Origin of the sequence: Streptomyces sp. SID13726, from assembly GCF_010548375.1 — a bacterium.
Classification (GTDB): Bacteria; Actinomycetota; Actinomycetes; order Streptomycetales; family Streptomycetaceae; genus Streptomyces.
Window position 1 is genome coordinate 1 of sequence record NZ_JAAGLY010000410.1, and the last position, 450, is coordinate 450.

Below are 450 nucleotides of genomic sequence, written 5' to 3' on the forward strand. Positions count from 1 at the left end.
AACATGACAACGGCAGTCACCGGGACCGGAGCACCGAGGAGGAGTCTGAGCACAGGGCTCAGGCCGACCTCGAAGGTGCTGCCCGAGCACGCTCGGGCCCACAACCGGTCCCTCGTGCTGCAGCACCTGTTCCACGAGGGACCCACCTCGCGCGCCGACCTGGCCCGCGCCACGTCCCTCACCCGGGTGACGATCTCGGACCTCGTGTCCGTGCTCATCGCGGAGGGCCTCGTCGAGGAGCTCGGCGTCCGCCCGGGCCAGCGCGTCGGCAAGCCCGCGATCCTCGTCGGGATGCGCACCAGCGCCTACCAGATCGTCTCCGTGGACCTCACCGACGACGAGGTGCTGCGCGGCGCCGTCCTCACGCTCACCGGCGACTTCGTCGTCCGGCAGAGCCTGGCGGTCGACGGCCGCACCGGCACCGAGCTGGTCGACCTCCTCACGCGCTTC

Annotated in this window: 1 pseudogene; it reads left to right on the top strand. The window is 71.3% G+C overall.

What is annotated here, in order from left to right:
* Positions 1 to 114: 114 nt before the first annotated feature.
* Positions 115 to 450 (top strand): annotated as a pseudogene (locus tag G3I78_RS48325) (hypothetical protein); the annotation flags it as partial.